Origin of the sequence: Pseudomonas oryzihabitans, assembly GCF_007665395.1 — a bacterium.
In the GTDB taxonomy this organism is placed as follows: Bacteria; Pseudomonadota; Gammaproteobacteria; order Pseudomonadales; family Pseudomonadaceae; genus Chryseomonas; species Chryseomonas psychrotolerans_C.
Genome location: NZ_VDND01000001.1, coordinates 42,071 through 64,871 on the forward strand (window position 1 = coordinate 42,071; position 22,801 = coordinate 64,871).

The window sequence follows — 22,801 nt, forward strand, 5'->3', positions numbered from 1 at the left end:
AGCCGGTCAGCCGGCGTGGCTCTCGCGTTCGCCTTTCTTGCGTTCTTCGCGCCGGTCGTTGCTCACCTTGAGCTTCTTGGCGCGGCTCTCCAGGGCGAAATAGAGCACGGCGGCGATCAGCAGCGGGACGATGAAATACAGTGTCCGGTAGCCGAGCAGGGCGGCGATGATCTTGCCGTGGGAGAGGCCATCGTTGGCCAACAGGGCGATGAACACCGTCTCCAGCACGCCGACCCCGGCGGGAATGTGCACGATGACCATGGCGATGCTGGACAGCAGCAGCACGCCGAGCACGTGCAGGTAGTCCACCTGGCGGCCGAGGAAGAGGTAGACGATGGCCGCCATGGCCATCCAGTTGACCGAGGACACCAGCAACTGCAGGCAGGCCATACGCAGCGAGGGCAGGGCCAGGCGCTGCTTGCGCACGGTCCACTCGCGCTGCTTGGCGAAGGTGCAGACGGCCAGGTAGAAGACGATGAACGCCAGCAGGCCGACGCCGATAAGCCGCAGGGTGGTATCGCCGACGAACCAGTTGGGTGGCATGTCCACCACGCCACTGACGAAGATGCCGCCCGCCAGCAGTACGTAGCCCAGCCAGTTGGTGGCAATGCTCAGCGAGAAGATCCGGGTGATGGTGCCGCTGGACAGCCCCAGCCGCGAATAGAGGCGATACCTCATGCCGATGCCGCCGACCCAGGTACTCAGGGTCAGGGTGAAGGCATAGCAGATGAAGGACACCAGGAACACCTGGCGCTTGACCAGCTTGTGACCGCAATAGGCGCGGCCGATGAGGTCGTAGCAGCCGTACATGATGTAGGACAGCACCACCAGGCCGCCGGCCATGGCCAGCGTCGTCCATTTGTAGCCGGTGAAGACCTTCCAGACCTCGCCCCAGTCCACCTTGCGGGCGTAGATCACCAGCAGCACCACCACCGCGATCAGGAACACCCAGGTCAGGATCTTCTTGGCGAGGACCCAGTGCTTGTTCTGCGGCTGGTCGGCGGCCTGCTGGTCCGCCTCGTCGTCGGCGTGGTCCAGGGTGTCGCTGTGGCTACTCATCGTTGCGGATACCTTGAAATCGAGGAATCGACCCGGTCCTGGGTTTCGAGCTCGGGCTGCACCGGCGGACTCACCAGTTCGATCTTGGGGGTATGACCGGGCAGCCAGCCGACCCAGGCGGGAAAGTGGCGCAGGAAGTGAAAGACCAGCATCGTCTTCGCCAGGTGCCAATAGGTGCGCTTGGGCACCTTGCTGCTGTCGACGTGCTCGCAGTGATTCTGGATCAGGCTTTCCAGGCGACCGCGCAATTCACGGTTGAAGGCATGGTCGTGGAAGATCAGGTTGCATTCCAGGTTGAGCGAAAGGCTGAGCGGATCAAGGTTGCTCGACCCCACGGTGGACCAGTGCTCGTCCATGGTCGCCACCTTGCCATGCAGGGGTCTCAGGCAGTATTCGTAGATCTCGACGCCGGCCTTGACCAGGTAGTTGTAGAGCATCTGGGCGCCGACCTTGACGATGGCCATGTCCGGCTCGCCCTGAACGATCAGCACCACCCGGACGCCCCGTTGCGCCGCATTGCGCATCTCCCGCAGCAGGCGATAGCCCGGGAAGAAATAGGCGTTGGCGATCACCACCTCGCGCTTGGCGGTGCGCAGCATCTCCAGATAGTGCTGTTCGATATCGGCGCGGTGTTCGTCGTTGTCGCGGAACACCAGCAGCGCCTGGGCATTGCCCGGATTGCGGTTGTCGGCCGGCTTCTGCGAACGCTTGCCCCACCAGCGATGAGTCTCCTCGGGCGAGTCGATGGCATCGCGGGCGAAGCGGTGGATGTCGTCGACGATGGGGCCCTCGACCTCCACGGCATAGTCCTGCTTGGCCTCGGGCCCGAAATCGCCGAGGTGCTCGGCGGAGTAGTTGATGCCGCCGATGAAACCCAGCCGACCATCCACCACCACGATCTTGCGGTGCAGGCGGCGGAAGAGGTTGGTCCTCATGCCCATTACCAGGGGGCGCGGGTCGTAGTAGCGAAAGCGCACGCCGGCCTGGACCATCTCGTCGAGGAACTCGCGGGGCAGGTCGGGCGAGCCGTAGGCATCCACGGTGATGTCCACCCGGACGCCGCGCTTGGCCGCCGCCACCAGTTCCCGTTGCAGCTCCTGGCCGACCTTGTCGTAGAACAGGATGAAGGTCTCGATGATGACCTCGCGCTCGGCGGTGCGGATCACCTCGAAGACGCGTGGAAAGAAGTCCTCGCCGTTTTCCAGCAAGGCGATGCGGTTTCCGTCCCGCCATTCGAAGTTCATAGGTGGAAGTCCGCAGCCAGGGGCGCATGGTCGGACAGGTGCGACCACGGCTGGTTGCCCAGTACCTGGGGTCGGCCGACGCTGACGTTGCGCGTGTAGATGCGATCCAGGCAGAGCAGGGGGCGCTTGGCCGGGAAGGTCTTAGGCAAGCGGCCAGCGGTCTTCATGAACACCTCCTCGAGCCCGGCACCCTGGCCGAGGATGTCGTTGGCCTTCTGCCGCCAGTCGTTGAAATCCCCCGCCACCACGACGGGGGCGTCGCTGGGCAGGGAGTTGATGTGCTCGCAGATCAGCTTCATCTGCATCTGCCGGTGTTTCTCCCGCAGCCCGAGGTGCACGCAGATGACGTGCAGATCGACCTGCGGGTCGGGAACCCGCAGGACGCAATGCAGCATCCCGCGTTTTTCCGGCCCGGCGATGGAGATGTCGAAGTTGTCGTAGCTGACGATGGGAAACTTCGACAGCACCGCATTACCGTGATGGCCGTCCGGGTAGACCGCATTGCGCCCGTAGGCGAAGTCGGTCCACATCGAATCGGCCAGGAACTCGTACTGCGGCGCCGCCGGCCAGTTCTCGAAGCGCAACGGGTGTTTTTCGTGGGTACCCAATACCTCCTGCAGGAAGACGATGTCGGCCGACACCGTCCGCACCGCCTCCCGCAACTCCGGCAAGATGAACTTGCGGTTGAAGGACGTGAAGCCCTTGTGCGTGTTGATGGTCAGGACCTTGAACGAAAAACCCTGTTGCGCAGTCGTCATGCCTGGCGCTTCCTCCGCTTGGTCTGGGTCAGCTCGAACAGCAATACCGAGCGACCGGTGACCTGATAGGTGTCTCCGAATTGGAAGATGTCGCCGCTGTCGAGGTCAGGCTGGTTGGTGTCCAGTTGCAGGGACCAATGCTCGCCTTGGGGAACCTCGGGCAGGGTGAAATCCACCACGTCATAATGAGCATTGACCAGAATCAGCAGCGAGGTATCCGCACCCTTGCGACGAATACCGGTTGGTTGCGCGCGGCCGTCGAGCAGGATGCCCATGCACTTGTTGCTGCCGTCCTGCCATTGCTCGTCACCCATCTCGGTGCCGCCGGGCTGCAGCCAGGTGACGTCCTTGACGCCCAGCTCCTCGTTGTAGGCGCCGGTGAAGAAGCGGCTGCGACGCAGCAGCGGATAGCGTCGGCGCAGGTCGATCAGGTTGCGCACGTACTCCTGCAGTTCGGCGCTCTTCTCGCTGATTTCCCAGTTGACCCAGCCGATCTCGCTGTCCTGGCAATAGGCGTTGTTGTTGCCGCCCTGGGTGCGGGCGAACTCGTCACCGGCTAGCAGCATCGGCGTGCCCTGGGCGAGGAAGAGGGTGGCCAGCAGGTTGCGCATCTGGCGGTAGCGCAGCTCGATGATTTCCGGGTCGTCGGTCTCGCCTTCGGCGCCACAGTTCCACGACAGGTTGTGGGAGTGACCATCGTTGTTGTCTTCGCCGTTGGCCTCGTTGTGCTTGTCGTTATACGACACGGTGTCGGCCAGGGTGAAGCCATCGTGGGCGGTCACGAAATTCACCGACGAGTAGGGCTTGCGACCGCGGCGATTGAACTTGTCCCCGGAGCCCAGGAAGATCTTCGCGAAGTCGCCGATCTTGTCTTCGTCACCCTTCCAGAAGGCACGGGCGGTGTCGCGGAAGGTGTCGTTCCACTCCATCCAGCCGGGCGGGAAGTTGCCCACCTGATAGCCACCGGGGCCGCAGTCCCAGGGTTCGGCGATGAGCTTGGTCTCGGCCAGGATCGGATCCTGGCGGCAGGCATGGAGGAAGCCGCCGCCTTCGTCGAAGCCGTCCGGCTCGCGGCCGAGGATGGTGGCGAGGTCGAAGCGGAAACCGTCCACGCCCATTTCGGTGGCCCAGTAGCGCAGCGAGTCGGTGACCATCTGCAGCACGCAGGGATGGCTCATGTTCAGGGTGTTGCCGGTGCCGGTATCGTTGATGTAGTAGCGCGCATCATCGGGCATCAGGCGGTAGTAGTTGGCATTGTCGATGCCCTTCAGCGAGAGGGTCGGGCCCATCTCGTTACCTTCGGCGGTGTGGTTGTACACCACGTCGAGGATCACCTCGAGGCCGGCATTGTGCATGCGCGCGACCATCACCTTGAATTCGCCGATGGACTGGCTGGCCATGTAGCGCGAGTGCGGGGCGAAGAAGGCCAGGGTGTTGTAGCCCCAGAAGTTTCTCAGGCCCTTTTCCAGTAGGTGGTTGTCATCCAGGAAGTAGTGGATCGGCATCAGTTCGACGGAGGTGATGCCGAGCGACTTGATGTAGTCGATGACCTCGCTTTCCTGCAGCCCGGAGAAGGTGCCGCGGGCGCCCTCGGGTACCGCGGGATGCTGCATGGTGTAGCCACGCACGTGGGTCTCGTAGAACACCGTGCGATCGCGCGGGACGCGCGGATGGGTGGTGTTGCCCCAGGTGAAGGCGGGGTCGATCACCCGGCAGCGCGGCATGAAGGGCGCGCTGTCGCGCTCGTCGAAGGACAGGTCGCCATCGGGGTGGCCGATGGTGTAGCCGAACAGGGCGTCGTTCCACTCCAGCTCGCCGACGATCTGCTTGGCATAGGGATCGATCAGCAGCTTGTTGTGGTTGAAGCGGTGGCCGTTCTGCGGCTCGTAGGGGCCGTGTACCCGGTAGCCATAGAGGGTGCCCGGGCGAGCGTCGGGGAGGTAGCCGTGCCAGATCTCATTGGTGAATTCCGGGAGTTCGATGCGCTCGATCTCTTCCTTGCCTTCGTCGTCGAACAGGCACAGTTCCACCTTGGTGGCGTTGGCGGAGAAGATGGCGAAGTTCACGCCGGAGCCGTCCCAGGTGGCACCCAGTGGGTAGGGCAGGCCTTCACGAACACGAGACTTGGACTTACTGATGAAAGTGGTCGCTTCGGTTAACGGCTTGTTGGAATCAGTTGAAGTCATTTCGACGCTCTCGGGATAGCTAGGAAGGAAGTCGCTCTGTGGTGGCTCTCATTACCTGCCGGTGGCTGAATCGATACAGATCCGGCTACTTGCATATGAAAGGCCCGACGCAGCGCAGTTCCGAGCCCTGGGAGCGAGCCGACAAAGCGTTGTTTTTGCAGGAAAAATCAGAAAATGGCGGGGTAACGCAGAGACCGCACGGGGCGGCAGGGGGAAGGCCTGGCCGAGCGGCCAGGCCGAACACTCAGATCACTCGCTGGCGGCGGGCTTGGCGGCGGTGGCCTTGGCCCGCGAGGCCCGGGGCTTCTTCGGCGTGGCCGGCGCTGCACCTACGCCAGTCGCTTCGACCGTAGCCTCCTGCTTGGCCTTGCTTGCCGGGGCCTTGCTCGCCGAGGCCTTGCTGGCGGCGGGCTTGCTGGCGCTGGGCTTCACCGCCTGCTTGGCCTTGGACACCACCTTCTTGGCCGCCGACTCGACCTTCTCGGTCACCGACTCACCGGCAGCCGCGGCTTCGGTGGCGGCCTTCTCGCTGCCACTCTTGGTCTTGCCGGTGGTGCTGGCCTTGGGTGCCGCAGCCTTGCCGGTAGCAGCGCCGGCCTTGGTCGCCCGCGGCTTCTTGGTGGCGGTCTTCTTCGCCACGCCTTCCTGCTCGGCTTCGTAGAGACGGGTGGCCAGCTCCCAGTGGCGGTCGTGTTCGTGGGCCGGCCGTCCTTCGGACTCCCAGATCTGATAGGCGAGCTGCTGAATGCGTTCGTCTTTTTGGGTCATTGCGGTGCGGCTCCTTGAGTGATGTCTTGTGTGCTGAGCAATCCAAGCGGAAAACGTGCCAGAACCTCGCCGACAGAAAGCTCTTTCTTCTGGTGATGGACAGATGCGGGGGCAAAAGTTTCCCCGAAACGGTACATGGACAAGGTTTCCGGAAGTTTTATCCGGGTGTCCTGCCAGGCATCCGCAGAAAAACCGAGAGAGCCGGCGTCTGCCAGCAGGTCGGAGGCATGCACCGGGACGATGACGATCACCGCCTCTTGCTCCCAGGTCCGCGCGAAGGCGAGGACCTGGTCGGCCTTGGCGCCCACCACGCTGAGCGGCAGGTAGCGGCCGGCGGTGAACAGCTGGGGCAGCTGCTTGCGCAGCTGCAGCACGCTGGCCAGTACCTGCTGCTTGACCTCGCCGCTCTGCCAGTCGGCCAGGGCCGCGGACACGGAGGTGGAGTTCTCCAGCGCGCGCTGGCGGGGCGCGTAGTCCACCGCACGGCGGTTGTCCGGCTCCACCAGACTGAAGTCCCAGAATTCGCCGCCCTGATAGAGATCCGGGACGCCGGGTGCGGTGTTGCGCAACAGCAGCTGGACCAAGCCATTCAAGGCGCCCGCCGGGGCCAGCTCGCGCACGGCGGCGATGATCTCGCTGCGCAGCGAGCGATACTGGTCATCGGTGAGCAGACCTTCAAGGAAGGCCTTGCAGGCGGCTTCGTAGTCGCCGTTCGGCGCCCACCAATCCGACTCCAGCTTCTCTTCGCGCAGGGCCTTTTCCTGCCACTGCTGCAGGCGCTCCAGATAGGCTTGCAGGCCCTGCTGGTCATCGGCTTCCAGCGCCAGCGGCCAGCTGGCCAGCAGGGTCTGGTACAGCATGAGTTCATCACCCGAGGTAGGGGCCGGTGCCTCGTTCCATTCGCCGCGCAGGGGCGCGGCCTGTTCCATCCAGCGACGGACCTGGGCGATGTAGGCGTCCGGGCGCTCCGAGACCACCGCCAGGCGCGCGCGGGTGTCCTCGCCACGCTTGTGGTCGTGGGTCGCGGTGGTCAGCATGTTGCGCGGGAAGTGCTCGGCACGCCAGCCGCTGGCCTCGTGGAAGGCGCTGACCGGCTGGGCGAAATGCTGGGGATCGAAGCCCACGTCATTGCGCGACAGCAGCGGCGCGGAGCGGTAGCAGGCGGTGTCCTCCACGGCCTTGGCGGCGATCGGCGAGGTGAGCTGCTGGAACTTGGTGATGGCGCGGCGCTGCTCGCGACGGGCCAGGCTACCCACCGGCTTGTGGCGGGGAGCCTCGCCGCCGAGCCAGGCCCGCAGCTGCTCGAGCAGCGGTTGCTCTGCCTCGCTGACGTGGGGCCGCGCCGCCTCCAGGGCGGTGTCGAACCACTGGGCATCGTGACCGACGAATCCGGCCGCGCCAGCGTAGGTGCGGTAGACCTTGAACTGCACGATCAGCTCCAGCAGTACCCGGCGAATGGCGCCCTGGCTGGTGTCACGGGTGCGCCAGTCCTGTTGGGCCAGCAGGTGCAAGGTATGCACCGCCGACTCGAATTCGCTGTTCAGCGCCGTGGTGAGCACCAGGCGCCGCGCTTCCCGCACCTCTTCGAGGAAGTCCTCGGTGCGCCCGGTGGTCTCCGCCCAGAACGTCCGCAGCGGCGCTTCGCCACGGGCATCGTGCTGGACCGCCGAGACCTCGTTCATGAATTCGTAGCCGGTGGTGCCGTCGATGCCCCAGCCTTCGCGCAGCTGTTCGCCTTCGGCGAGGATCTTCTCGATGTAGATGGGGAAGCCATCTTCCGGCGCGCCACCGCTGCGGCTGGCGCACAGCTCGTCGACGCGGCGGCGCAGCTTGCGGCAGTAAGCACGCGGATTGGCCAGGCCGTCGATGTGGTCCAGGCGCAGGCCGTCGAGCAGGCCTTCGCCGATTAGGCGGAAGATCAGCGAATGGGTCTCCTCGAAGACCTCGTGGCGCTCCATGCGCAGGCCACCCAGCTCGGTGATGTCGAAGAAGCGCCGCCAGTTGATGTCGTCCGAGGCGGTGCGCCAGCTGGCCAGGCGGTAGTGCTGGCTTTCCAGCAGGGCGTGCAGGCGTTCCTGGTTGGCTGCCTGGCTGCCGTCGAATGCGGCGATGGCCTTGTCGATGGCGGCGGCGACGGCCGGGTCCTTGGCGGCATCCGCCAGCTGGCGCTGGGCGCCGCGGGCTTCGTCCAGGTCCTTGGCACGGGCCGAGAAGGCGTCGGCGAACAGGCTCAGCTGCGGCAGGTCGCTCTCGCGCAGAATCTGGCCATAGGTACCAGGGTTGATCGGGAAGTGATGGGCGTAGTACTCCACGCGGAAGGCACCTTTCTCCGCATCGAACACCAGCTTGAGTTCACCGGCCTGCAGCACGTTGCCATAGGCATCGCCCAGGAAGGGCAGCAGCACCTGGCCCTGCAGATCGGGGTCCGGACCGTACCAGTTGATATCGTAGAAGCCCGCATAGCGGCTCTGGCGGCCCCATTCGAGGATGTCCAGCCACCAGGCGTTCTCCGAGCCGCCCACGTTAGTGTGGTTGGGCACGAAGTCGGCGATCAGGCCCATGCCGTGCTCGCGCAGGCGGGCGACCAGGCGCCGCAGCGCCTCCTCGCCGCCCAGCTCCGGGTTGACCCGGGTCGGGTCGACCACGTCGTAGCCGTGCACGGAGCCGGCGCGGGCGGTGGTGATGGGGGAAGCGTAGAAATGACTGATACCCAGCTTGGCGTAGTACGCCACCAGGGGCAGGGCATCGTCGAAGGTGAAGTCCTTGTGGAACTGCAGGCGTACGGTAGCGCGCAAGCGACTCATCGAGTGTTCTCCGGGTTGTTACGAGCAGTGCTCAGCACGCTTAGGCGACGGTCAGGGGTGGCAGCGTCCAGCAGGCGGTCCGCCGGAGCGTCCCAGCGGCGCAGCCAATTGGGGTGTTCGTTGGTGGTGCCGGGCAGGTTGGCCTGTTCCAGTTGGCCCAGGGCGTCCTCCACCGGCAGGATGATCAGGGGCGCCGGGGTGCGGCCGATGAAGTCGATGGCGGCGTCCACCGCGGCCTCGACGTTGTCGACGCTGGTGTCGTCCAGGTGCAGCACCTTGGCCAGGTGCTGGCGATCCTCGGCGCGTTCGGTCAGCTGGTCTTCGCGGCTAGTGCCGTCCGGCAGCAGGCCGAGCTCTTCCTGCCAGTCGGCGTCGCGGCCCTGCCACCAACCGGTGAGGGTCGGCAGGTCGTGGGTGGTGGGCATGCCCATGGCGGAGTCCGACCATTGCGCCGCCGGCTTGAAGGCCTTGCCGTCGCGCTCGAACAGCAGCACCTGCATGCCCATGATGGCGCGCTCGGCCAGGCGTTCACGGAAGCCTTCCGGCACCGTGCCCAGGTCTTCGCCCATGACCACGCAGCGATGGCGCCAGGACTCCAGGGCGACCAGGCGCAGCAGGTCGTCGATGGGGTAGGAGAGATAGGCGCCATCGGCCGGGGAGGCGCCTTCGGGCACCAGCCACAGCCGTTGCAGGCCCATGACGTGATCGATGCGCACGCCACCGGCATGGGCGAAGTTGGCCCGGAGCATCTCGATGAAGGCGCGGAAGCCATGCTTGACCATGCCGGTGGGCGAGAAGGCGGAAATGCCCCAGCCCTGGCCCTTCTGGTTGAGCAGGTCCGGCGGGCAACCGACGGTCACCGAGGCCAGCAACTCTTCCTGGCGACTCCAGGCCTGGCTGCCACCGCCGTCCGCGCCCACGGCGATGTCGGCGATCAGGCCGATGCGCATCCCGGAGTCGCGGCACTGCGCCTGGGCGGCGGACAGGCCTTCGCTGGCCAGCCACTGGGTGAAGGCATAGAACTCCACGTCCTGGGCATGGCGCTCGGCGAATTCGGCCACGGCCGGGTTGCGCGGGTCGCGATACTGCTGCGGCCAATGCTGCCAGCTGGGCGAGGCCTCGCCCTGGGTGAAGGAGGCATGCAGGGCCTCGAAGCGGCAGTGGTTCTCCAGGGCTTCTCCGCCCTCGCGGCGGAAGGCTTCGAAGCGCTCGCGCAGATCGCCGGCGGCGGTGCGGAAGTCCAGGTGCAGGGTGCGCAACAGGCGCAGCCGCAGCCTGGCCAATGCCGGCCAATCGATCAGTTCCAGCTGCTCCAGGCGCTCGGCTTCCGTCTCCAGGCCGGCACGTTGCATCGCCTGCTGCACGCGCTCGGCGCCGAAGACCAGCTCGGGCGCGGCATAGAGCACGTTGAAGAAGACCCGGCTGGAAGGCGAGTAGGGACTGTAGCGACTGCCATCTGCGCTGAACATGGCGTGCAGCGGACTGATGGCCAGGGCATCGGCGCCCTTGGCGGCCGCGGCCTTGGCCAACTGCACCAGACCCTGCAGATCCCCCGCGCCGCTACCACCGGTACGTCTCAAGCTATAGAGCTGTACCGCGAGACCCCACAGCCGAGCCTGGTCGTCGCCCGTGGCGTCGGCGATGGTGTAGCAGCGCTCCGGTGCCACGGCCAGGGTCAGGCGCTGGCCGTCGATCTCCGCCTGGTGGTAACCGGGCGCCGCGATGGCGGCGAGCTGGCCCTGGGCATCGACGGTACCGTCGAGGCGCTGGCCGTCTTCCAGGTGCACCTGGTAGCGCACGCCGCTCTTGAACTGATCCGGTGTTCCCACCGGCTTGCCCACCACCGCGGTGATCAGCGGTGGCAGGTGGTGCTTGTCGCCGACCTCGGCCAGCTTGCGCAGACTGGCGTCGATGTCGGCTTCGCTGTCGGCCGGCAGGTCGATGGCCTTGAGCAGGTTGCGCAGTGCCTCAGGGCTAACCCGCTGACGTTGGCCATCGTAGGCGGTCCATTCGATGGCGATGCCGGCCGCCTTGGCCAGCTGTTCCAGGCGATCCTCGCTCATGCCTTTTTCTCCAGCCAGACCAGGGCCGTGTGGGCGGGCAACTGCCCGTCCTGGCGTTGCGCGAGGGCGTCGGTGGCGCTGCCATGCAGCAGCTCGCCAGCGGATGGCTCGGTCACCGCGACCGCCTCTTCGCTGAGGTTGAGTTCGATGGTCAGGTGACTGCCATCGGCCAGGGTCCAGCGGGCGCGCACCGCACGGTCGGCCAGTGCCTCGGCGCCGGCCGCGCGGGCACCTTCCAGGCGCGGGAAGAGTTCCTTGCGGCGGATCTCCAGCAATTCCCGATAGAGCCCCAGCCAGGCCGCATGGTCGGGCTGGTCGGCTTCGCCGAAGTTGGGCTTGGAATCCTCGAAGGTCTTCGGCGCGTTCGGGTCAGGGATCTGCTGGCGATGTTCTTCGCTGGTGAAGAAATCGAAATCCTTGAACTCGTTACGACGTCCGTCGCGCACCAGTTCCGCCAGTTCGTCGTTGTGGCTGGTGAAGAACAGGAAGGGCTGGCGACTACCCCATTCCTCGCCGATGAACAGCAGTGGGATCATGGGGCTGAGCAGCAGCAGGGCGGTGGCCGCGCGCAGGGCCGGCTCCGGGGCGAGGCGGGTCAGGCGTTCGCCGAAGGCCCGGTTGCCGACCTGGTCGTGGTTCTGCAGGAAGACGATGAAGGCCGAGGCGGGCAGCTCGGCGCTCGGTTCTCCGCGCGCCTTGCCATGGCGAGTCTGTTCACCCTGGTAGATGAAGCCTTCGCCCAGGCAGCGCACCAGCTTGGTGGTGGCATCCTGGGTGAAGTCCTTGTAATAGCCTTCGTCTTCGCCGGTCAGCAGCGGGTGGATGACATTGTGCCAATCGTCCGTCCACTGGGCGTTGTAGTGCTTGCCGCCGAGCAGGGTGGCGGTGTTGTCCTCGTTCTCCAGCATCAGGTGCACGTGGCGGCCGGACTCCACGGTGGCGCGGATCTCCTCGGCCATCTCTTCGAGGAAGCCCTTGTCGTTGATGGCGTGCACGGCGTCGAATCTCAGGCCGTCGAAGCGGTACTCCATCAGCCACATCAGGGCGTTGTCGATGAAGTAGCGGCGCACCGCGTCCTGGCGGAAGTCGATGGCGGCGCCCCAGGGCGTATGGATGTCTTCGCGGAAGAAGCGCTCGGCGTAGGCATGCAGGTAGTTGCCGTCCGGGCCGAAGTGGTTGTAGACCACGTCCAGGTAGACCATCACGCCATGGGCGTGGGCGGTGTCGATCAGCGACTTGAGGTCGTCCGGGGTGCCGTAGGAGGCTTCCACCGCGTAGGGCAGGACGCCGTCGTAGCCCCAGTTGCGACCACCGGGGAATTCGGACAACGGCATCAGTTCGATGGCGGTGATGCCCAGCGCAGCCAGGCGCGGCACCAGCTTTTCGACTCCGGAAAAGCCGCCGAGGGTGCCGACGTGCAATTCGTAGATGACGCTCTCGTGCCAGGGCCGGCCGCTCCACTCCACGGTCTGCCAGTGGTAGGTGGTGGGGTCGATGACGATGCTCGGCTCGTGCACGTCGCCGGCCTGGGCGCGGGAGGCCGGATCCGGCACCAGCAGGTCGCCGATCTGGTAGCGGTAGCGGGTACCGGCACCACATTGAGCCTCGACGGCGAACCAGCCATCGGCCTGGCGCTCCAGCGGCAGGGTCATGCCGCCTTCCAGCGCCACCGACACGGCATCGGCGCTGGGCGCCCAGAAATGGAACAGGGTGCGGTCCTTGCTCACCAGAGTGGCACCGGCACGGGTCTGCCAGGCGTAGCCCCCGGTCACCGCGGCTGCGTCGCGCGAAATATCAGTCATGGATGGAGAACTCCCGAAACCGGACGGCAGAAAAGGCACTGCGGCCCAGGTGGCCGCAGTTGCTGTTATGACCGGTGAGAGTTGCTCAAAGTTGAGCGGGACAAGCGCTTTTCGTCGGTCTTTTGGCGAGGGAAAAGCGCTTGTTAGCCACGTCTGGCGTCAGGCGCCGACGTGCCGCTCCTGCTGAGCGGTGGCCTGGAGCAGATCGAGGTACAGCTCGGCATAGGGCTTGGCGCAGGCGGACCAGAAGAAGGGACCCTGCATGGCCCGGCGACGCATGGCGTTGAGCAGGTCCTGGCGCTCGAAAACCCCCAGGGCACGGTCGATGGCGCTGAGGTAGTTGTCCAGCGACAATGGGCTGAACAGGAAGCCGGTGGTGCCATCTTCGATGCTGTCGGCCAGGCCGCCCGTGCGGGTGGCGATCGGCAGGGAGGCGAAGCGCTGGGCATACATCTGGCTCAGGCCGCACGGCTCGAAACGCGACGGCATCAGCAGGAAGTCGCTACCGGCGTACATGCGCCGCGCTTCGGTCTCGCAGAAGCCGATGTGGGCACTAACGCGACCGGGATGACGCAGCGCCAGCGCGCGTACCTGCCGCTCGATGTGCGGCTCGCCGCAACCGATGATCATCAGCTGACCGCCACGGGCGACAATGTGGTCGGCGGCCTCGATGGTCAGGTCGATGCCCTTTTGCTGCACCAGACGGGACACCACCGCGAACAGCGGGCCGTTGGACGGCTCGAGGCCGAATTCCTCGCGGATGTGGGCCGCGTTGACCGCCTTGCCGTCCCAGTCCTCTTCCGCGAAGCTCTGGGTCAGGTGCGGATCGCTGCAGGCGCTCCAGTTGTCATCGATGCCATTGAGCAGCCCGGTGAGCTTGCCCTGGCGCGCCTTGACCTGCAGCAGCCCTTCCAGCCCATAGCCGAATTCCGGCGTGGTGATTTCCTGGGCATAGGTATGGCTGACGGTGGTGATGTGGTCGGCGTAGACCAGGCCGGCCTTGAGGAAGGACACCTTGCCCCAGAACTCCAGCCCTTCCATCTGGAAGGCATGCTCGGGGATGTCCAGCTCGGCCAGCACCGAGGCCGGGAACAAGCCCTGGTAGGCCAGGTTGTGAATGGTGGTCAGGCAGGGCGTGCTGGAACCCTTCCAGCGCAGATAGCCCGCGGCGAGACCGGTCTGCCAGTCGTTGAGGTGCAGCAGGTCCGGCACCCAGCGGATGGAGGCGTCGCCCAGGGCGAAGTCGGCCGCGGCACTGGCCAGACGGCCGAAGCGGATGTGGTTGTCGGCCCAGTCGGCATTGTTCAGGTCGCCGTAGGGGTTGCCCGGCCGCTCATAGAGTTCCGGGCAGATCAGGACGTAGACGACCAGGCCGTCTTCCAGATTGACCCGGCCGATGTCGCAGGCCGGCATCGCGGCGCGCGCGGCGATGCGACCGACCATCTGCACGCGATCCTTGATCGCGGCCATGACCTGGCGGTAGCCGGGGATCAACACCCGGACGTCGTGGGAGGCGGCGAGGGCGCGGGGCAGGGCGCCGGACACCTCGCCCAGGCCACCGGCCTTGACGAAGTCGGAGATTTCCGGCGTCACGAAGAGAATACGCTTACGGCTTTCGACAACCGAGCTCAGCGTCAGCTGGGGCTCGTCGGTACGCTTGCGAGGAGAGCTGGATCTGGTGGTGCGAATGGCAGTTTCAACGGGCTCCAAGGCCCCAAATTTCCCCACGACGGCATTTGCCATGGTGCGCTCCCAATGCAGCAAGTTCGAGACTGAGGGTTACCTAGTTGCTTCTTTCCTGAAGCTCGATGCTCCTGGTTCAAAAATGCCTACAGCCGAGCTGCTACAGCCTTTTTGCCGGTCACCTCTTCTGAGATGTCTGGAGATGGGCGAGAACTGCTTCGCGGATTTCCAGATTGCTCTCGCACTGACTCTTGGACGACGTCACAAGTTTCCCGCGTGAAGGTTGCGCGCTTATGTCCTATTGCCAGATGCGTGCCTGATCGCTACCGCTCACTCCTGGTGCGCTAAGGAATAAGTCGGTGATGAATCGCTTGATGGCTACCAGATCGAAGAAAATGGCCGCAGAATCAAACTTCTGGCTGCCGGGCGACCGGCTCTTGCCTTTCGTCGGAATGTATTTTTGGCAGGTCTTCGCGACGCCCCAGTTCGGTCCGCAGCTTGGGCAGGCAGAGGGGAAATTCGCGGTTGATATAGGTGATCAGACGTTCCCGCACGAAGCAGCGCAGGTCCCAGTTCTTCGAGGAGTCATCGGAGCTGACCAGCACCCGAACCTGGATGGATTCGCTGGAGGCGTCGGTCACCTGGAGCACGCATACGCGGCCATCCCATAAATGGGGCACCTCGGCGCAGGCGCGTTCCAATTCGGTGCGCAGCGGGGCCAGCGGCAGGGAGTAGTCCACCCAGATGAACACCGAGCCGATCAGGCTGGAGGAGGAGCGCGTCCAGTTCTGGAAGGGCGTCTCGATGAAATACTGCAGGGGCACCACCAGGCGGCGGTCGTCCCAGATGCGCACCATTACGTAGGTGCCGGTGATCTCTTCGACCCGGCCCCATTCCCCCTCGACAATGACCACGTCATCCAGGCGGATCGGTTGGGTCACGGCGATCTGCAGGCCGGCGATGAGGTTGCCCAGCACCGGGCGCGCGGCGATACCGGCGACCAGGCCGGCAACCCCGGCCGAGGCCAGCAGGCTGGCGCCGACCTGGCGAACCGCCGGGAAGGTCATCAGCATCAGCGCGATACCGACCAGCAGCACCACGAAGCTGAGGCTGCGTACCAGCACCCGATTCTGCGTCTGGATGCGCCGGGCCCGCAGGTTGTCCGCCACGTCCACCGGATTGCGCAGGGCGATGGTGGCGCCCACTGCCTTGACCGCGCGCAGCCCCAGCCAGGTGAAGGCGGCGATGCTCAGCAGACCGGTGAGGTGCTGTACCGCACGCAACAGTGGCAGGGCATCGGGTGCGGAATTCCAGACACCTTGCAACACCACCAGCGGCACGGCGAGCCGCGCCGGCTTTTCCACGTACTTCACCAGGTTGCGCGCCAGCAGGAAGGGATTGGCCAGGCGGCGGATGGCGGCGAAGGCCAGGGTCACGGCGATCGCAGTGATCAACAAGGCGACCGCGGCGGCGATCAGCGTGGCAATCCAGGGGGCGTCGAGCCAACCCGTCCAATCGATGGCCGTCATGCGCTTTCTCCTTCGGCAGACGGCTTCCCCTGATCCTGAGAGCTGACGCGCCTGAATCGCGGGAAGCCCTTCGAGATACCTGAATTCCGACTGGACGGCTCCTGCCCGGTTCCCCGCATCGAGCGGAAAGCTGCGCCAGGATTAATACCACCCCTAGAGAAAAGGGGTATTCGACGTCGCCCCGTGCCTGCTGGTCGCCGGGTGGGACAAGGTGTCGCATTGCGCGTCTAAGCTCAGAGGAAACTGCGCAGGGCGCGTGAGAATAGGGGTAGAATTCGCGCCCCAACGAGATACGTCCAGTCAGATGGCGGACCTGCGGAGATCGAGACGGATTTATGAAACCAGTGGTAGTGGTCGTCGAAGACGAGAACATGTTGCTCGGGCTGATGGAAGAGGTGCTCGAAGGTGAAGGCTTCCAGGTGCATACCTTCGGTACCGCGGACCAAGCCTGGGAATACCTGGCGAGCGCCCGTCCGATGCCGGATCTGCTGATCACCGACGTCCGCATGCCCGGTGCCATCGATGGCCTGGAACTGGCGCGGCGGGTGAAGCAGCAACTGCCCGGCCTGCCGATCATCGTCTCGTCGGGTTATTTCGAAGAGCTGCAACCGGAGCGGGCGCCGGACATCCACTACCTGCCCAAGCCCTGGCGGTTCGACGACCTGCTGGCAGGCTGCTTCCGCTTCCTCAATCAGCGCAAAGGCTGAGCGCTATCGGCGCCATCCGGCGGGTCACCCTGGCGGGTCCGCCGCGGTAGCCAATCGCCGGTCAAGGCCGGGAGCCGGCTGAACGCCGCGCCTAAGCTGATTCCATTTCGTTATTTATTCACCGATCTTTAGATCGTTTAGCTTTGCCTCCAGCAGGCGCCAACCGGCGCCGAGCGCTCGCTACCGGGCGTTCATCGACAAGGAGGCCAAGCGTGAAATCCCTGATCAAGACTCTGGTGCTGGCGATAGGCGTCGCCGCGCTCGCTGGACAGGCAACCGCCGAGGAGCTGGTGATCGGCTACCAGACCGGGGTCGATCCCTCCAAGGTCGCCCAGGCCGATGGCCTGTACGAAAAGGCCATCGGCCAGAAGCTCGACTGGCGCCGTTTCAACAGCGGTCCCGAGGTGGTGGCGGCGTTGGCGTCGGGTGACGTCCAGATCGGCAATCTCGGCTCCAGTCCGCTGGCCGCCGCCACCTCGCGCAAGTTGCCGCTGGTGACCTTCATCGTCTCGGCGCAGATCGATTCCGCCGAAGCCCTGGTGGTGCGCAACGGCAGTGGCATCGACCAGCCCGCGCAACTGGTGGGCAAGACCATCGCCACGCCCTTCGTCTCCACCTCCCACTACAGCCTGCTCGGGGCGCTCAAGCACTGGGGCGTGGATCCGACCACCGTCAAGATCGTCAACCTCAATCCCACCGAGATCGCGGCCGCCTGGCGGCGCGGCGATATCGACGGCGCCTTCGTCTGGTCGCCGGCGCTGGGCGAGATCAAGAAGAACGGCAAGGTGCTGGCCGATGCCGCCCAGGTGGGTACCTGGGGCGCGCCGACCTTCGAAGTCTGGGTCGCCCGCAAGGATTTCGCCGAGAAGCATCCCGAGATCGTCAGCCAGTTCGCCAAGGTCACCCTGGCGGCCTTCGCCGACTACCAGGCCCATGGCAAGGAGTGGGGCCCCACGTCGGACCAGGCGAAGAAAATCGCCCGCCTCACCGGTGCGGATGCCGCCGACATTCCCGAGCTGCTGGCCGGCTCGCGTTACCCGGCTGCCCAGGCCCAGCTCGGCCCGGACCTGCTCGGCGGTGGTACCGCCAAGGCCATCGCCCGCACGGCCGAATTCCTCAAGGAACAGAAACGTATTCCCACGGTGCTCGATGACTACTCGCCCTACGTGAGCGCCGAGTACGTCCGCAAGGCCCAGTGAACCCGCGTTCTTCACGCCACGACTCGCCCCTCTTCGGAGGGGCTTTTTTTCCCCTCCCGACAGGAGCCGCTCATGAGTCGACTTAGCTTGGAACAGGCCCGTCTGGGCTTCGTCCGTCGCGGCCGGACCCAGCCGATACTGCAGGATCTCGATCTGGCGGTGGAGAAGGGCGCCGCGGTGGTGGTGCTCGGCCCTTCCGGCTGCGGCAAGTCCAGCCTGCTCAATGTCCTGGCGGGTTTCCAGCCGCTCGACGGCGGCCGGGTGCACCTCGACGGCCGCACCCTGGAGGGACCCGGCGGTGAGCGTGGCGTGGTGTTCCAGGATGATGCCCTGATGCCCTGGCTCAACGCCCGGGACAACGTCGCCCTCGGCCTGCGCCTGCGGGGCCTGCCGCGCCGCGAGCGCGAGCGCAGGGCACAGGAGATGCTGGAGCTGGTCGGTCTGGCCCAGCACGGTGAGCATGCCATCGGGGAACTGTCCGGTGGCCAGCGCCAGCGCCTGGGGCTGGCCCGCGCCCTGGCGGTGGATCCGGATTTCCTGCTGCTGGACGAACCCTTTGGCGCCCTGGACGCCCTGACCCGCGAGCGCATGCAAGTGCTGCTGCTCGAGGTGTGGAAGCGTACCGGCAAGGGGCTGTTCCTCATCACCCACAGCGTCGATGAAGCCCTGTTCCTGGCAACCGACCTGCTGGTGCTGGATGGTCCGCCCGCACGCATCGTCCGTCGCCTCGACGTGCCCTTCGCGCGTCGCTATCTGGCCGGTGAGCCGGTCCGGGAGATCAAGGCCGATCCCCGTTTCGCCGAGTTGCGCCAGGAGCTGCTCGATCTCTTCCTCCAGGAGACCCCCGATCATGTCCGCTGAAACCCTCTCCACGCCGAACCGAGCGCCCGGTGACAGCCGGGTACCGCGGCTGGATCGCCGCCGCGTCGCCGCCTTCGGCACCCTCGCCGGCGTGGCGACGCTCTGGTGGAGCGCGACCCACCTCGGTTGGGTGGACACCCTGTTCCTGCCATCTCCCGAGCAGTTGCTGGTCGCGCTGCAGGGCCTGCTCAGCGATGGCTACCTGGACGCCAGCCTCTGGCAGCATCTCGGCACCAGCCTGCTGCGGGTGCTCGCCGCGCTGCTGGCGGCGGTGCTCACGGCGGTGCCCCTGGGCATCGCCATGGGCCTCAACCCGACGCTGAATGCCGCCCTGGATCCGCTGGTGGAGTTCTACCGGCCGATCCCACCGCTGGCCTATCTGCCGTTGATGGTGATCTGGTTCGGCATCGGTGAGCTGTCCAAGGTGCTGCTGATCTACCTGGCGCTGTTCGCGCCCCTGCTGATCGCCACCGTGGGCGGGGTGCGCCGCGTCGATCGGGCGCGAATCCAGGCGGTGCGCTGCCTGGGCGCTACGCGGGTGCAGGTGGTGCGCCACGTCATCCTGCCCAGCGCCTTGCCCGACATCCTCACCGGCCTGCGCATCGCCCTGGGCGTGGGCTGGTCGACGCTGGTAGCGGCCGAGTTGATCGCCGCCAACCGCGGCCTCGGCTTCATGGTGCAATCGGCGGCCCAGTTCATGGCCACCGACGTGGTGGTGGTGGGCATCCTGCTGATCGCCAGCATCGCCCTGTCCATCGAACTCGGCCTGCGCGCGCTGCAGCGGCGCTATGCCGGCTGGAACTGAGGAGAGCCAGGATGACCATTACCTTCGAGCGCCTGAGCCCCGCCCTGGGCGCCCGCGTCCATGGCCTGGACCTGCGCGAGCCGCTGGACACCGCCCGTCATGCCGTCCTGCAGCAGGGGCTGCTGGAGCACCAGGTGTTGTTCTTCCGTGACCAGCTACTGACGCCGCGCCAGCAGCGCGACGCCGCGGCGCGGTTCGGCGACCTGCACATCCATCCGATCTATCCCAAGCACCCGGAGCAGCCGGAAATCCTGGTGCTGGACACCGAGCTGAACGACCTCAGGGACAACGCCCTCTGGCACACCGATGTCACCTTCATCCAGACCCCGCCGCTGGGGTCGTTGCTGAGCGCGCGCCAGGTACCCGCCTATGGCGGCGACACCCTGTGGGCGAGCAACTCGGCGGCCTATGCCGCCTTGTCGGCCCCGCTGCGCGAGCTGCTGGACGGGCTGACCGCCTGGCACGACCTGAGCAAGTCCTTTCCGCTGGAGCGCTTCGGCCAGACCGCGGAAGGGCTGGCGCGTTTCAATGCGGCGCGGGCGGCCAATCCGCCGGTAGTCCATCCGGTCGTCAGGGTGCACCCGGAGACCGGGCAGAAGGGACTCTTCGTCAGCGCGGGCTTCACCACGCGGATCGTCGAGCTGGAAGAGGCCGAGAGCGATGCCCTGCTGCAGCTGCTGTTCGCCCACGCGGCGCGGCCGGAATTCCAGGTGCGCTGGCACTGGCAGGCGGGCGACCTGGCCTTCTGGGACAACCGCATCACCCAGCACTACGCCTGTGACGACTACCGTCCCCAGCGCCGCGTGATGCACCGGGCGACCATCCTCGGCGATCGGCCCCGGGGACCGGGCGCGGCCACCTGAGGCGCGGGATGCGCTTGCGAAAGACTACCAACCCGGTCAGTCGCCCAGGACGTCCATCAGGCCGAGGACGAAGAAGAGCACGATGCATACCACCGCGACGACGACCGGAATGAAGCGCGGATCCTTGATCGCCTTCCACATGACCTGCCGATTGCTGCGTGACTTGTCCATGCCACCTCTCCCTGGAGAAAGCCCAGGAGCTTAAAGCATCGCCGGGGGAGGGGGATAGCGGCGTTGCCCGGGCCGTCGCCCGGTCTCCGGCTTTTCCAGGCGAATGCGCGAACCTGTGGCTCGGACAGGGGGAGGCCGGCGAGGTTGGATCTAGCGGGCAGGGCCGTCGACGCTCTGGGCGGCCCCACTGGCGGGGCTTGGCGGTGTTGGGCTTCGCTGTGCTCAGCCCAACCTACCTGGAGGAGTTCCCGCGTCCTTCACGCCACCCCGATCTTCCACTGCGGTGGCGGCGGGGTGCCGTTGACCGCGAAGTCGCCGACGATACGATCCTTGTAGATGCGTGGGTTGTGGGAGGCGAGGGTGCGGGCGTTGCGCCAGAAGCGGTCCAGCCCTTGGGTTTTCAGGGTCGCCGAGGCCCCCAGGGCATCGAACAGGCGACCGGAGGCGTCGATGATGAGGTCGGTGACCACATTCAGCGACTGGCAGACCTCCAACTCGGCGAGCGCCACGGCGGTGTCCTCGGCGGCCTGGTCGTCCGCGTACCTGAGGTCGTATACCCGCTGCAGTGCCTCGGCGTTCTTGAGGGTGATGACGCCGGCGCAGTAGGCGGCGCTGCGTACCTGGCCCACCACCGCCAGGACCTGGGGATCCTGGCTCACCCGGTCGGCATTGCCGATGGTGAAGGTGCGGGTGCGGGCGGCCACCGCCGCCGCGACTTCGCCGCTCATGGCGCGCCCCAGGCCGGCGAGGTTGGCCAGGTGGAACACCTGGAAGAACCCCGGTGAATAGCGGAAGCGCTCGCCCACCGCGACCACGTCCGCCGGCGCCACCCGCACGTTGGTGAAGGTGGCGGTGCCGCTGGCGGTGAGGGTCTGGCCGAAACCGTTCCAGTCGTCCACCACCTCCACCCCGGGCGCATCGCGGCGGACCGTGGCCATGACCCGGTTGCCGGCGTCGTCGGTGGCGCCCACGTCGATCCAGTCCGCATAGAGGGAGCCGGTGGTGTAGAACTTGGTGCCGGACAGCAGCAGGGCCTCGCCTTCCCGGCGCAGGCGGGTGCTGAACTCGGCGCGCCGGGCATCCCCGACTTCGCTGGACGCCGGCCCCAGGGTCTCACCCGCGGCGATCCGGCCGAACCACAGCGCGCGGCGTGCCTCGTCGTCACTGTTGAGCAGTCCCTCGACGAAGCCCATGTGGCCGCGCAGCGCCTGCACCAGATTCGAATCGGCTTCGCCCAGCTCGATGAGCAAGGCGAACAATTCCGGCAGCGTCACCCCGGCACCACCGTGCTCTACCGGCAGGCGCAGGGCGGTGAAGCCGGCTGCCTTGAGCCAGCCCAATTCTTCCACGGGCAGGCGGCGCTGTACCTCGCGCTCGATGGCGCCGGCGCGAATGCGCTGGAACAGTGGCTGGAACCGCGCCGAAAGGTCGGCGTGGCGAGTGGATGGGCCGGCGCCCCAGCCTGAGGTTATGACGGTCATGCGCAAGGAATTCCTTCTGGTGGTTCAGGGTTGCTTGGGGTTCAAAGCAGGATGGGATCGATGAAGTCGGCGAGGACGTCATCGCGCAAGGCGATGAAGGCCGCGTCGCTGCGGCGCCGGGGGCGCGGCAGGTCGACCTCGACGATGCGGCGGATGCGCCCCGGATGGGGTTCCATCACGACCACCCGGTCGCCGAGGAAGACCGCCTCGTCCACATCGTGGGTGACCAGCAGCATGGTGGTGCCTTCGCGCTGCCAGATCCGTTGTAACTCGTGCTGCAGGCGGGTGCGGGTGAGGGCGTCCAGGGCGCCGAGGGGCTCGTCCAGCAACAGCACCCGGGGGCGATTCACCAGGCCCCGGGCGATGGCGACGCGTTGCGCCATGCCACCGGAAAGCTGGTGCGGATAAGCGGCGGCGAAGCTTTCCAGGCCGACCAGGACGAGGTGGTCCCAGACCCGCTCGGCCTTTTCCGCTGCGCTGAGCGGGGCATTCTTCAAACCCACCGCCACGTTCTGCTCCACGGTGAGCCAGGGAAACAAGCGGTGATCCTGGAAGACAATGCCGCGTTCGAGACCGGTACCGATGATGGCCTGGCCGTCGAGCCGGATGCTGCCCTGATAGTCGCCGTCGAGGCCGAGGATCAGCCGCAATAGGGTGGACTTGCCACAGCCACTGGCGCCGACGATGCTGATGAATTCGCCGGGAGCGACGTCCAGGCGGATGTCCTGCAGGACCTGGAAGGTGCTGGCGGGACGGCTGGGATCGACGAAGGCCTTGCTGACGTGGTCGATGGCGAGGGTCATGACGTCTCCTTGCGA

At 66.1% G+C, this 22,801-nt stretch carries 18 protein-coding genes; 5 read left to right on the forward strand and 13 right to left on the reverse strand.

What is annotated here, in order from left to right; all coding sequences use genetic code 11:
* Nucleotides 1-6: 6 nt before the first annotated feature.
* From FSV73_RS00210 to FSV73_RS00255, 10 genes are all read right to left on the reverse strand, one after another.
* Nucleotides 7-1,059 (reverse strand): lysylphosphatidylglycerol synthase transmembrane domain-containing protein, encoded by a 1,053-nt coding sequence (locus FSV73_RS00210; protein ID WP_145002234.1) that lies wholly within the window; start codon nt 1,057-1,059, stop codon nt 7-9.
* On the reverse strand, nt 1,056-2,303 hold the full coding sequence (gene clsB / locus FSV73_RS00215; protein ID WP_145002236.1) for a cardiolipin synthase ClsB: 1,248 nt from the start codon (nt 2,301-2,303) through the stop codon (nt 1,056-1,058). Before clsB ends, FSV73_RS00210 begins: the two co-directional genes overlap by 4 nt.
* Nucleotides 2,300-3,061 (reverse strand): endonuclease/exonuclease/phosphatase family protein, encoded by a 762-nt coding sequence (locus FSV73_RS00220; RefSeq protein ID WP_145002238.1) that lies wholly within the window; start codon nt 3,059-3,061, stop codon nt 2,300-2,302. Before FSV73_RS00220 ends, clsB begins: the two co-directional genes overlap by 4 nt.
* A complete protein-coding gene (gene glgX / locus FSV73_RS00225) occupies nt 3,058-5,247 on the reverse strand; it encodes a glycogen debranching protein GlgX (RefSeq protein ID WP_260856000.1) in 2,190 nt (729 codons plus the stop codon). The genes FSV73_RS00220 and glgX overlap by 4 nt, the downstream gene beginning before the upstream one ends.
* Nucleotides 5,248-5,496: 249 nt before the next feature.
* Entirely contained in the window at nt 5,497-6,015 is a 519-nt protein-coding gene (locus FSV73_RS00230; protein ID WP_145002239.1) for a DUF2934 domain-containing protein, read from the reverse strand.
* On the reverse strand, nt 6,012-8,819 hold the full coding sequence (gene treY / locus FSV73_RS00235; RefSeq protein WP_145002241.1) for a malto-oligosyltrehalose synthase: 2,808 nt from the start codon (nt 8,817-8,819) through the stop codon (nt 6,012-6,014). The genes FSV73_RS00230 and treY overlap by 4 nt, the downstream gene beginning before the upstream one ends.
* Complete coding sequence (malQ, locus tag FSV73_RS00240) at nt 8,816-10,882, reverse strand: 4-alpha-glucanotransferase (RefSeq protein WP_145002243.1); 2,067 nt, start codon at nt 10,880-10,882, stop codon at nt 8,816-8,818. The genes treY and malQ overlap by 4 nt, the downstream gene beginning before the upstream one ends.
* Nucleotides 10,879-12,684, reverse strand: a complete 1,806-nt coding sequence (gene treZ / locus FSV73_RS00245) for a malto-oligosyltrehalose trehalohydrolase (protein WP_145002245.1) — start codon at nt 12,682-12,684, stop codon at nt 10,879-10,881. Before treZ ends, malQ begins: the two co-directional genes overlap by 4 nt.
* A gap of 159 nt (nt 12,685-12,843) precedes the next feature.
* A complete protein-coding gene (glgA, locus tag FSV73_RS00250) occupies nt 12,844-14,427 on the reverse strand; it encodes a glycogen synthase GlgA (RefSeq protein ID WP_260856001.1) in 1,584 nt (527 codons plus the stop codon).
* Nucleotides 14,428-14,774: 347 nt separating this feature from the next.
* Nucleotides 14,775-15,896: a mechanosensitive ion channel family protein gene (locus tag FSV73_RS00255; protein ID WP_145002247.1), complete on the reverse strand. Its 1,122-nt coding sequence runs from the start codon at nt 15,894-15,896 to the stop codon at nt 14,775-14,777.
* Between the two features lie 335 nt (nt 15,897-16,231).
* Here FSV73_RS00255 and FSV73_RS00260 point away from each other — a divergent pair, with 335 nt between their 5' ends.
* From FSV73_RS00260 to tauD, 5 genes are all read left to right on the forward strand, one after another.
* Nucleotides 16,232-16,603: a response regulator gene (locus FSV73_RS00260; protein ID WP_145002249.1), complete on the forward strand. Its 372-nt coding sequence runs from the start codon at nt 16,232-16,234 to the stop codon at nt 16,601-16,603.
* A gap of 143 nt (nt 16,604-16,746) precedes the next feature.
* Nucleotides 16,747-17,802: a taurine ABC transporter substrate-binding protein gene (tauA, locus tag FSV73_RS00265; RefSeq protein WP_437179248.1), complete on the forward strand. Its 1,056-nt coding sequence runs from the start codon at nt 16,747-16,749 to the stop codon at nt 17,800-17,802.
* Between the two features lie 72 nt (nt 17,803-17,874).
* A complete protein-coding gene (locus FSV73_RS00270) occupies nt 17,875-18,663 on the forward strand; it encodes a taurine ABC transporter ATP-binding protein (protein ID WP_145002254.1) in 789 nt (262 codons plus the stop codon).
* Nucleotides 18,653-19,468: a taurine ABC transporter permease TauC gene (gene tauC, locus FSV73_RS00275; RefSeq protein ID WP_145002256.1), complete on the forward strand. Its 816-nt coding sequence runs from the start codon at nt 18,653-18,655 to the stop codon at nt 19,466-19,468. Before FSV73_RS00270 ends, tauC begins: the two co-directional genes overlap by 11 nt.
* An 11-nt stretch (nt 19,469-19,479) precedes the next feature.
* Nucleotides 19,480-20,331 carry a taurine dioxygenase gene (gene tauD, locus FSV73_RS00280; RefSeq protein ID WP_145002258.1) on the forward strand — a complete coding sequence of 284 codons (852 nt, stop codon included), beginning with the start codon at nt 19,480-19,482 and terminating at the stop codon, nt 20,329-20,331.
* A 36-nt stretch (nt 20,332-20,367) separates the two neighbouring features.
* Here tauD and FSV73_RS25715 read toward each other — a convergent pair whose 3' ends face one another.
* From FSV73_RS25715 to FSV73_RS00290, 3 genes are all read right to left on the reverse strand, one after another.
* On the reverse strand, nt 20,368-20,502 hold the full coding sequence (locus FSV73_RS25715; protein WP_260856002.1) for a hypothetical protein: 135 nt from the start codon (nt 20,500-20,502) through the stop codon (nt 20,368-20,370).
* Nucleotides 20,503-20,759: 257 nt separating this feature from the next.
* Complete coding sequence (locus FSV73_RS00285; RefSeq protein ID WP_145002260.1) at nt 20,760-21,983, reverse strand: acyl-CoA dehydrogenase family protein; 1,224 nt, start codon at nt 21,981-21,983, stop codon at nt 20,760-20,762.
* 41 nt (nt 21,984-22,024) lie between these two features.
* Entirely contained in the window at nt 22,025-22,786 is a 762-nt protein-coding gene (locus tag FSV73_RS00290; protein WP_145002261.1) for an ABC transporter ATP-binding protein, read from the reverse strand.
* Nucleotides 22,787-22,801: the final 15 nt, after the last annotated feature.

What these genes read in the sequence shown, in the direction of transcription:
- FSV73_RS00210 (WP_145002234.1), bottom strand. Translation starts at nt 1,059, where the DNA reads ATGAGTAGCCACAGCGACACCCTGGACCACGCCGACGACGAGGCGGAC.
- clsB (WP_145002236.1), bottom strand. Translation starts at nt 2,303, where the DNA reads ATGAACTTCGAATGGCGGGACGGAAACCGCATCGCCTTGCTGGAAAAC.
- FSV73_RS00220 (WP_145002238.1), bottom strand. Translation starts at nt 3,061, where the DNA reads ATGACGACTGCGCAACAGGGTTTTTCGTTCAAGGTCCTGACCATCAAC.
- glgX (WP_260856000.1), bottom strand. Translation starts at nt 5,247, where the DNA reads ATGACTTCAACTGATTCCAACAAGCCGTTAACCGAAGCGACCACTTTC.
- FSV73_RS00230 (WP_145002239.1), bottom strand. Translation starts at nt 6,015, where the DNA reads ATGACCCAAAAAGACGAACGCATTCAGCAGCTCGCCTATCAGATCTGG.
- treY (WP_145002241.1), bottom strand. Translation starts at nt 8,819, where the DNA reads ATGAGTCGCTTGCGCGCTACCGTACGCCTGCAGTTCCACAAGGACTTC.
- malQ (WP_145002243.1), bottom strand. Translation starts at nt 10,882, where the DNA reads ATGAGCGAGGATCGCCTGGAACAGCTGGCCAAGGCGGCCGGCATCGCC.
- treZ (WP_145002245.1), bottom strand. Translation starts at nt 12,684, where the DNA reads ATGACTGATATTTCGCGCGACGCAGCCGCGGTGACCGGGGGCTACGCC.
- glgA (WP_260856001.1), bottom strand. Translation starts at nt 14,427, where the DNA reads ATGGCAAATGCCGTCGTGGGGAAATTTGGGGCCTTGGAGCCCGTTGAA.
- FSV73_RS00255 (WP_145002247.1), bottom strand. Translation starts at nt 15,896, where the DNA reads ATGACGGCCATCGATTGGACGGGTTGGCTCGACGCCCCCTGGATTGCC.
- FSV73_RS00260 (WP_145002249.1), top strand. Translation starts at nt 16,232, where the DNA reads ATGAAACCAGTGGTAGTGGTCGTCGAAGACGAGAACATGTTGCTCGGG.
- FSV73_RS00270 (WP_145002254.1), top strand. Translation starts at nt 17,875, where the DNA reads ATGAGTCGACTTAGCTTGGAACAGGCCCGTCTGGGCTTCGTCCGTCGC.
- tauC (WP_145002256.1), top strand. Translation starts at nt 18,653, where the DNA reads ATGTCCGCTGAAACCCTCTCCACGCCGAACCGAGCGCCCGGTGACAGC.
- tauD (WP_145002258.1), top strand. Translation starts at nt 19,480, where the DNA reads ATGACCATTACCTTCGAGCGCCTGAGCCCCGCCCTGGGCGCCCGCGTC.
- FSV73_RS25715 (WP_260856002.1), bottom strand. Translation starts at nt 20,502, where the DNA reads ATGGACAAGTCACGCAGCAATCGGCAGGTCATGTGGAAGGCGATCAAG.
- FSV73_RS00285 (WP_145002260.1), bottom strand. Translation starts at nt 21,983, where the DNA reads ATGACCGTCATAACCTCAGGCTGGGGCGCCGGCCCATCCACTCGCCAC.
- FSV73_RS00290 (WP_145002261.1), bottom strand. Translation starts at nt 22,786, where the DNA reads ATGACCCTCGCCATCGACCACGTCAGCAAGGCCTTCGTCGATCCCAGC.